Raw genomic sequence first — 1,239 nt, forward strand, 5'->3', positions numbered from 1 at the left:
TTTCTTCCAATTGCTAACGAAAGTATCGAAGTAATCCAGAGATTCTGCACCAGTCACGATTTTGATGAAAGATTCCTGCTCCATCTTGGTCAGATTAGCCCATGTCTGTTTCATGCTTGGTGTAGTGCCAGAGAAAGCGGGTGTCATCCAGACGAATTTGTTTTCCCGTGTCAGTTTGTCGATGAGTCCCACTCCGTTGATACGCGAGTGATATTTCGCCCAGGCTGTTACGTTATCCGTATCCATATCGCTCAAGTAGGTTTGGATACTTTCACTATTGTTCTTTGAGTCGGTTGTCCGGACCTGATCCAGACTAATCTCCCCTTTAATCCCGCGAACAACGTCAGAGTAATCATCCAGCAGCGAGGTAGCCGAGTTGACTTCAATATTAAAAGGTCTGGTAGAACCGTCTACGCCGTTCTCTTGATACTTGGCGGCTTCTGGCATAGATGTTTCCACATTTTTATCATTTGCCAGTTTATCGTAGAAAAGGTTTACTATTTTAACGGCAAGTTCCGGGTGTTCATATCCTTTTCTCACAACGATAAACTGATTGGCTGGATTGGCGTGTGCCACGTTTACCTTTCCGTCTGCATCCTCCAAAGTGTAAGCCATGAATTTCGCATTCTTATCCATCTGCTTCACGCTGCTCAGACCCCAGTCGGGAATATGCCATGGTCCAAAAGCAATACCGCTTTGGCCGTTGGTGTACAGTGCCGTAATATCATCAAATGTGCGTGTTCCAAATTGCGGGTCGATGATGCCTCTCTTGAACCAATCTGCCATGACGCCTAACATCTGCTTGGTTTCCTTTGTTGTCGAGCCATAAACAATGCTGCCATCCTTTCCCTTCATCCAGTATTGAGGGAATGCACCCTTGGTGGAGGCAACTCCCAGCATGGTATAGGCGGAACCATTATAGTCACTTGTATTCAGGGTGTTCACAAAGGGAATACCTACCGGTTTCCCGGATTGGCCAGGATCTCTTTTCAGGAATTCCTTGGCCGTTTTCTCCACATCATCCAGCTTGATGGCCCCGTCTCCGTCTGCGTCAAGTTGGATACCCAGTAAATCCAGCCAATCCTGACGAACCCAGACCATGGTTGGCGCGGAATCTAGGGAAGTAGCCGGAAGTCCCATTAAACGTCCATCTATCGTCGCATTATCTAATGCACGGCCCTCATAAGATTCGTAAATGTTCTTGATGTTATCTGTGGCATACTGCTTGTAAATTTCCGT

The 1,239-nt window shown here is 46.7% G+C and carries 1 protein-coding gene; it reads right to left on the reverse strand.

The genetic code is table 11. From position 1 onward, the window contains the following. Positions 1 to 1,239, reverse strand: a 1,239-nt coding sequence (locus GRP75_RS27365) for a type 2 periplasmic-binding domain-containing protein (RefSeq protein WP_160790937.1), incomplete at both ends; no start/stop codon positions are given.

The organism is Paenibacillus sp. OT2-17 (assembly GCF_009827695.1).
Taxonomy (GTDB): domain Bacteria; phylum Bacillota; class Bacilli; order Paenibacillales; family Paenibacillaceae; genus Paenibacillus; species Paenibacillus polymyxa_B.